We start from the raw sequence: 7,768 nt of genomic DNA, 5'->3' as shown, positions 1-7,768 counted from the left end.
AATCTTATAATCCGGATTAGCATTACCCCCGTCATCAGAGCCACTAAGGCAGCCTGTTAGCCCAAGGGAAGACGCCACGGCAAGACTTATTAGAGTTTTCTTGAACATGGGTGGAACCTTTTCCTGTTGTTGTATCGTTATGTTCGGCAACTAACGGGGCCGGTCTGATCCGGTAAGCCCGATGTCAGTGGCCTGTTCTGCTTAAACGGTTGTTTGAAATTTCAGCCAGCGCAGTAAGCCAATTTCTGTATCTATGACTATAACGACACTAAGGCCGGTGTTGATCAGCCAAAAGTGTGATTCTTGCTGTTTGGATCCTCCACGCACAAAGGGAGTTCGGCCTCATTGAAAAATAGTTGGCCGTGACCTTTTTGTCGAGCCTTGGCGGGGGATATGCAGGGGTTTTTACAATTTGTATCAATTACCCGCCAAAACAAGTGTTTTGGCGGGTAGAGGCGTTATTCAAAGCTTGAGAAGTCCGGCTTTCGCTTTTGCATGAATGCCCGGAACGCTTCGGCAGCTTCCGGCGATTTCAGGCGTTCTGAAAACAACGCGCCTTCGGTCAGCATAGTCGCGGTAAGTTCTTGGTGAGTAGGGCCGCTTAGTAACTGTTTGGTGGCGCGGATGGCAGCTGGCGGTTGGCTGGCAAGTTTTTGGCAGGCTTCAAGTGCTGCTGCTTCCGTTTCAGCGGGATCACACACTCGGTTAATCAGCCCAAGGCGATACGCATCGTCTGCACTGAAGGTTCCGCCCAGCATTAGAAGTTCCGCGGCACGCACTCGGCCAATCCACGAGGGCAGCAGCAGGCTGGAGCCACCTTCAGGGCATAGCCCTAAGTTGGCAAAAGGCATTTGGAAACGGCTGTTGGTGCCGGCAAATACCATGTCGCAGTGCAGTAGCATGGTGGTGCCAATGCCCACGGCTGGGCCGTTTACGGACACAACTACCGGTTTGGTGGCATTGGCCAGAAGCAGCAAAAAGCGGCCTACGGGCGTTTCTTTGAAATCTCCGGGTAAGCCACTGGCAAATTCACTCAGGTCGTTCCCGGCGGTAAAACACTCATCGCTGCCGGTAAAAAGTACGCAGCGTATGCTGGTATCTGCTTCCGCCTGCTCAAGCGCATCGCCCAATGCGGTGTACATAGCGTGAGTGAGGGCGTTTTTGCGTTCCAAGCGGTTAATGCGAACAGTGAGAATCTGGTTGTTGATTTCGGTATGAACAAAGTCAGTCACGGTGTCTCCTAATGTGTTTTTTATCATTTGGTTAGGATGATACCTTTTTTAAAGTGTTTGTTAAGAAAAGCTTCGCTTTCTGCTGAGTGCCTCGCTCTTTCGAATTTCTGGTAAACTGTGCCTCCTGTTTTTAATGATACCTTCATAACGATACCAACCTGATGAGGCGCCCATGACCACTGTAATCCGCCAGGATGACCTGATTGAGAGCGTAGCGGACGCGCTGCAGTTTATTTCTTACTATCACCCAAAAGATTTTATCGACGGTGTTTATAAGGCTTACCAGAAGGAAGAGTCGCAAGCAGCCAAGGATGCCATGGCGCAAATCCTGATCAACTCGCGCATGTGTGCCGAGGGGCACCGGCCGCTGTGTCAGGACACCGGCATTGTGACGGTATTTGTGAATATCGGCATGAACGTGCAGTGGGATTGTGAGTTGCCGCTGGATGACGTGATTAACGAAGGTGTACGCCGCGCCTATAAACAGCCAGACAACGTGCTGCGTGCGTCAATTTTGGCCGACCCAGATGGCAAGCGGCAGAACACCGGAGACAACACCCCCGCGATCATCCACTACAAGATGGTGCAGGGCGATACGGTTGAAATACATGTGGCAGCCAAAGGCGGCGGTTCTGAAGCCAAATCCAAGTTCGCCATGCTGAACCCGTCTGACTCGGTGGTGGACTGGGTTCTGAAAATGGTGCCGCAAATGGGGGCAGGCTGGTGTCCGCCCGGTATGCTGGGAATTGGCATCGGCGGAACAGCCGAGAAGGCGATGCAGCTGGCGAAAGAGTCGCTGATGGACCCCATTGATATTCACGATCTTCAGGAGCGCGGTGCGTCTGATCGTGCTGAGGAGCTGCGCCTTGAGCTTTTTGACAAGGTGAACGATTTGGGTATCGGTGCTCAGGGCCTTGGCGGCCTCACAACCGTTTTGGATGTGAAGGTAAAAGATTACCCCACCCACGCGGCGAACAAGCCAGTTGCGATTATTCCGAACTGCGCGGCTACCCGCCATGCGCACTTTGTACTGGATGGCACCGGCCCCTCTTTGCAAACGCCGCCGAGCCTGGAAGACTGGCCGGAAATCACCTGGGAAGTGGGTGAGGGCGTGCGCCGGGTAAATCTGAACACGGTTACACCGGAAGATGTAAAAGACTGGCAGCCGGGTGAAACGGTTTTGCTGTCCGGCAAGATGCTGACGGGGCGCGACGCTGCGCATAAGAAGATGGTCGATATGATCGGCAACGGCGAAGAGCTGCCGGTGGATCTGAAAGGCCGCTTCATCTATTACGTAGGCCCGGTTGATCCGGTACGCGAAGAAGTGGTTGGCCCCGCTGGCCCCACTACCGCAACGCGTATGGATAAGTTTACCCATACCATGCTTGAGAAAGGTCTTACCGGCATGATCGGTAAAGCCGAGCGTGGCCAGGTAGCTATCGACGCGATCAAAGAGTTTGGTGCGGTGTATTTGATGGCCGTGGGCGGCTCTGCCTATTTGGTCTCCAAAGCCATTAAAAATGCAGAAGTGGTCGCGTTCCCCGAACTGGGTATGGAAGCCATTTACGAGTTTGACGTAGAAGACATGCCGGTAACGGTTGCGGTGGACTCTCGTGGTTCTTCCGTACACCAAACTGGCCCGGCTGAGTGGCATGAGAAGATCATTGCTGCCAAGGCGGTCTAAGGCTAAGTAAGTAGTGAAAACGGGGGCTAAGATTCAACTCTAGCCCCCGTTATATCCTTCCTGTTTGTTCTTCGTTAGCTTGAGCAGCTGATGTTCAGGTGCTTGCCCCAGTCTGGCGGCAGTGCTGCGTATTTTTCATATTCTGGCTGTTCGTCATACGGCCGTTCCAGAATCTTAATTAGCTCCTTCATGGGCTCGTAATCGCCCCCCTGAGCTTCCAATATCACCTGCTGCGCCAAATAGTTCCGCAAAATATATTTGGGGTTTACCCTGCGCATCTCGTACTCACGCTCATCACGGGCGCGGGTTTCTTGCTCCAGCCGCTTCCCATAGCGCGCCAGCCATTCATCCACCACTTCACGATCTACAAATAAATCCCGCACTGGGGCATGGCCGTGGTCGTACAGGCTGGAAAGCGCGCGGAAGAATGCTGTGTAGTCGGTATGGTGTTCGTTGAGCATGCTGAAGGTATCCATAATAAAGCTCATGTCGGCCGCGTCTTCCTGTGCCAGGCCGAGCTTGTCTCGCATGTTCTGTAAAAACCGCCCGTTATAGGCCGCTTCATAACGCTGCAAACCGTTGCGGATGGTGTCTTCGTTCATAATCGGTAGCAGAGCGTTGCCGAGGTACTGGCAATTCGCAAAGCCTGCCTGGGGCTGGCGGTTATAGGCGTAGCGGCCGCCTTGGTCGGTATGGTTGCAGATGTATCCCGCATCAAAATCGTCCAAAAATGCGAAAGGCCCGTAATCAAAGGTGTCGCCGACGATGGACATGTTGTCGCTGTTCATCACGCCATGGCAGAAGCCCACGGCCTGCCAGTCGGCAATCAGGCGGGCGGTGCGTTCTACCACTTCCTCAAACCAGCGTGTGTGACGCTCTTCCTTCTCCAATTTTATGAGGTGAGGAAAATGATGTGCGATCACATGCTCGAGCAGGGTTTTTACTGTTTCTGGGCCTTCATGGTGCGCAGCAAACTCAAAATGGCCAAAGCGGATATGGCTCTGGGCAACGCGCATCAGTGTGGCGGCGGTTTCAATGGCTTCCCTGCGTATTGGGTCCCGGGCGCTAACCATAAACAGGGCTCGGGTGGTGGGAATGCCTAGCCCGTTCATGGCCTCGCTGCACAGGTACTCGCGAATGGTTGAGCGCAGAACCGCACGGCCATCACCAAACCGGGAATAGGGTGTCATGCCGGCGCCTTTTAGGTGCCAATCCCAGCGGCGACCATCTGGGCCCAGGGTTTCCCACAACAGTAGGCCGCGCCCATCACCCAGTTCTGGGTTGTAGCCGCCAAACTGATGGCCGGTGTATTTCATGGCAGCCGGCTCCATGCCTTCTAGCAGTTCTGTGCCACCGCCAATCTTTGCCCAGTCGGCTTCATTGGTAACATGAAACCCCATGTCCTGCGCCAACTTGTGGTTGAAACAGACCATTTTGGCGTCTTTAAGGGGTGTGGGTTGTACCCGGGTGTAGAAGCTGTCGGGGAGTTCCAGGTAGCGATGCTCTACACGAAAACCGTTGCCACTCATAAGTTGTTTACACTCCCAATTAATACAAGTTTTGATTACTTTCTTGGCATTGCAACCGCCCTACGGCTAACCTCCAACTGAATGACATCTACCTTACCAGAGCTGGGCGCCGTCAGATCGCTCGCTTTATCATACCTTTGAGTTTAGTGTTGAACTGTCCATTGCGCGTAGATGAAAGCATCCTCATTACAACCACCTGACCACATGCGGTATCCTAATTGGATATTCCTGACTGGACACTCGAAAGTGCTGAGATTTGATTCATGATGAAAGCAATCAAAGTAACCGGTGACTCCCTCACATGGGAAGACTGCGCGAGCTATGAAGAATTGCAGGCAGATCACGTAGCAATCGATGTTGTTTGGAGTGCGGTTAATCGTGCCGACCTTATGCAGCGGGCTGGCGTGTACCCTCCGCCCCCGGGTGCGTCTGACATTCTTGGTTTGGAAGTCAGTGGCCGTATTGCGGCGGTTGGCTCCGCAGTGACGGATTTTGAGCCGGGCGACGAAGTGTGTGCCCTGCTTACCGGCGGTGGCTATGCAACCAAGGTTGCGGTTCCTGCAGTTCAAGTGTTGCCGATTCCTAAAGGGTATTCGCTGGAAAAAGCCGCAGCTATTCCTGAGGTGTTTGCGACGGCTTGGCTGAATCTTTATCAGGAGGCCGATCTGCAACCAGGCGAGCGGGTGCTATTGCATGCGGCCGCCAGTGGTTTGGGCACCGCCGTTATTCAGATTGCCACGGCGTTTGGTAACCCCGTGTTTGCAACCGCTGGTGGTGAGGGTAAGCTCGAAGTTTGTCGCAAGCTGGGAGCTACAGGCACATGGAACCGCAAAGACGGCTCTTTTGTGGAAGCGGTGAAGAGCTGGGGCGGCGTTGATATGGTGCTGGATCCTGTTGGTGGAAGTTACATCAAGGATAATCAGAAGGTTCTTAGTGCCGATGGCAGGATTATTCTGATCGGTCTCATGGGTGGCCGATCTGCGGAAGTCGATTTGGGCCTTATGCTGATGAAGCGCCACAGACTGATCGGTTCTACATTGCGCTCTCGCTCAGTAGCGGATAAAGGGCGTGTCATGCAGGCGCTTTATCGTCACGTATGGCCGTTACTGGTTGCGGGCCAGATTGAACCTACGATCGACAGCACCTGGCCCATCGAGCAGGTTGAGGAAGCCATGGCACACGTTGCGGATAACAAAAACACCGGGAAGGTTCTCCTAAGAGTAGGGGCATAACACTTCCCAGTGTTAGGCACTGTTTTGTTTTAATCGGCGATATGCACCAGTTGCTTGCCGAAGTTCTTGCCTTTTAGCATGCCCTTGAAGGCCTCAACTGCGTTTTCGAGGCCTTCAGCCACCGTTTCGCGGTATTTGATCTGGCCTGAAGCAATGCGGCTGGTAAGTATGTCGGTAATCTCTTGGTGCTTGTCTTGCCACTCGGTTACCAAGAAAAATCGGTGCTCTGGAACCGGATCGAGGCGCTCGAGAATATCAAACGGCGTCTCTACTTCGTCGGTACTCTTAGCATTGTAAGCCGAGACGTAGCCGCAAATGGGCACCCTTGCACCAGGATTCAATAGCGGTGCAACCGCTCGGGTAACGTCGCCACCGACGTTTTCATAGTAAATGTCGATTCCGTCTGGGCACGCGGCTTTTAGATCGGCTTCTAGGTTGCCCGCTTTGTAATCCACGCAAGCATCAAACCCCAGTTTATCAACTACATAGCTGCATTTCTCAGGACCACCGGCCACGCCTACTACGCGGCAACCGTTGGTTTTGGCGGTTTGGCCTACAACGGTGCCCACGGGGCCAGAGGCAGCAGAAACCACCACGGTTTCACCTGTTTTGGGTTTGCCTACATAGGTTAAACCGCAGTATCCGGTGCGGCCTGGCATGCCGGCAACGCCAAGGTAGGTCTGCAGTGGAACGCCGTCTTTCTGGTTGATTTTGTAAACCATCGGCGAGTCTGCAGGGAAGGTTACGTATTCCTGCCAGCCTGAATAACAGGTGACCAGATCACCAACTTTTAGTTTGTCTGACCGGGATTCTACAACCCGCGCGACGGTTTCGCCGGCGATGGGCTCATCAATGCCGATGGGGTCCATATAGCTTTTTGCATCGTTCATGCGCGGGCGCATGTACGGATCCAGCGACAGCCACAGTATCTGGGCAACAACTTCGCCCTCTGCGGGCTCGCGCACCGGGCGCTCTTCCATAACCAGGTCGCCTTCTTGGATTTCTCCATCAGGGCGTTGCTTCAGCACGATGGCGCGATTTTGATGATGGCTCATGGTGTTCCTCTCTATCTGTAGTGAGGTGGTATGGAGCAGGTTAGCTCCTTAGGTTGCGTAACGAAACCAGATTAGCGTGAAGTAGAATGCAGTTGTGGTCAACCTCTCATGTTTTATGCGGTTCTGGACCCTGGGGTTACATTCCCGAATCTGGAGGTTATAATCGGGCACCGGCTCAGGATGAGCACGAATAACACACTAATTCTTCAGGGACCGAAGACATGCCCCAGGCAAGCGGACTGCAGTTTACCGCCCGTGTTGGCGAACTCCCCTCTGATCTTTTTTCCGTTGTCGGCTTTACGCTGACCGAACGGCTATCCGAACTATTCCACGGCTGCCTTGAGCTGGCCAGCACCGATGCGGGCATTGATGCTTCAGAGGTATTGGAGCAGCCGGTGGATTTGGTGGTTTGGCAAGATGGTATGGCCCTTCGCCGTTTTACCGGCGTGGTAAACGAGTTTGCCCGGGGTGACAGCGGCCACCGCCGCACCCGCTACGAGCTCGTCATCCAGCCGCCTTTATGGCGTTTAGGGCTGATGCACAACAGCCGAATTTTCCAAACCCAGACCACAGACACCATCGTGCGCACCCTGCTGGAAGAGCGGGGCATTGTGAGCTCGGGGTTTGATTTAAAGCGCACTCCACAGGAGCGGGAATACTGCGTTCAGCATCGGGAAAGCGATCTGGCATTCCTTGAACGCATGGCCGCCGAGGAAGGTTGGCATTATCGCTATCAGCATGGCAGCGAAGATGGGACTGAGCAGCCCGGCCTGATCATCGCCGACCACCACGGCGATGCGCCCAAGCTGGAGCCCGCCGAATATAACGGCAAAGCAGGCGGAAGCACCCAGCAGCCTGCAGTGTTCCGCTTCCGCTACGAAGAACGAGTGCGCGCAGCCTCCGTAGCCACGAAGGATTACACCTTCAAAAACCCAGCCTACGCGCTAATGCACGAACAGAGCGCGGCTAGCCCCAACCAGCGCCAAGACTACCAACACTTCGACTACCCAGGCCGCTTCAAAGCCGATGCCAGCGG

Annotated in this window: 6 protein-coding genes; 3 read left to right on the top strand and 3 right to left on the bottom strand. The window is 54.2% G+C overall.

The annotated features are described in order from the left end of the window. Positions 1-458 precede the first annotated feature (458 nt). Entirely contained in the window at positions 459-1,232 is a 774-nt protein-coding gene (locus ACTH3S_RS17155) for an enoyl-CoA hydratase (protein WP_441810231.1), read from the bottom strand. Positions 1,233-1,404: 172 nt separating this feature from the next. Here ACTH3S_RS17155 and ACTH3S_RS17150 point away from each other — a divergent pair, with 172 nt between their 5' ends. Beyond that, entirely contained in the window at positions 1,405-2,916 is a 1,512-nt protein-coding gene (locus tag ACTH3S_RS17150; protein WP_441810230.1) for a fumarate hydratase, read from the top strand. Positions 2,917-2,990: 74 nt separating this feature from the next. Here ACTH3S_RS17150 and ACTH3S_RS17145 read toward each other — a convergent pair whose 3' ends face one another. Beyond that, positions 2,991-4,445, bottom strand: coding sequence for a protein adenylyltransferase SelO (locus tag ACTH3S_RS17145; protein ID WP_441810229.1), 1,455 nt, complete (start codon positions 4,443-4,445; stop codon positions 2,991-2,993). A gap of 263 nt (positions 4,446-4,708) precedes the next feature. On the opposite strand from ACTH3S_RS17145, the gene ACTH3S_RS17140 reads away from it, so the two are divergent. Next, complete coding sequence (locus ACTH3S_RS17140) at positions 4,709-5,677, top strand: NAD(P)H-quinone oxidoreductase (protein ID WP_441810228.1); 969 nt, start codon at positions 4,709-4,711, stop codon at positions 5,675-5,677. Between the two features lie 29 nt (positions 5,678-5,706). Here the strand turns inward: ACTH3S_RS17140 and ACTH3S_RS17135 are convergent, their stop codons facing one another. Beyond that, positions 5,707-6,732, bottom strand: coding sequence for an NADP-dependent oxidoreductase (locus ACTH3S_RS17135; RefSeq protein ID WP_441810227.1), 1,026 nt, complete (start codon positions 6,730-6,732; stop codon positions 5,707-5,709). 221 nt (positions 6,733-6,953) lie between these two features. On the opposite strand from ACTH3S_RS17135, the gene ACTH3S_RS17130 reads away from it, so the two are divergent. Then, positions 6,954-7,768: type VI secretion system Vgr family protein (locus ACTH3S_RS17130; protein WP_441810226.1), on the top strand; the 815-nt coding region annotated here is incomplete at its 3' end.

This window comes from Marinobacter sp. (genome assembly GCF_052094685.1).
In the GTDB taxonomy this organism is placed as follows: domain Bacteria; phylum Pseudomonadota; class Gammaproteobacteria; order Pseudomonadales; family Oleiphilaceae; genus Marinobacter.
The sequence above is the reverse complement of the archived record's forward strand: the minus strand, read 5'-3'. Positions and strand labels throughout refer to the sequence as shown.

Excerpts from the sequence above, each read along its gene's own strand:
- ACTH3S_RS17140 (WP_441810228.1), top strand. The coding sequence starts at position 4,709 with ATGATGAAAGCAATCAAAGTAACCGGTGACTCCCTCACATGGGAAGAC.
- ACTH3S_RS17150 (WP_441810230.1), top strand. The coding sequence starts at position 1,405 with ATGACCACTGTAATCCGCCAGGATGACCTGATTGAGAGCGTAGCGGAC.
- ACTH3S_RS17135 (WP_441810227.1), bottom strand. The coding sequence starts at position 6,732 with ATGAGCCATCATCAAAATCGCGCCATCGTGCTGAAGCAACGCCCTGAT.
- ACTH3S_RS17145 (WP_441810229.1), bottom strand. The coding sequence starts at position 4,445 with ATGAGTGGCAACGGTTTTCGTGTAGAGCATCGCTACCTGGAACTCCCC.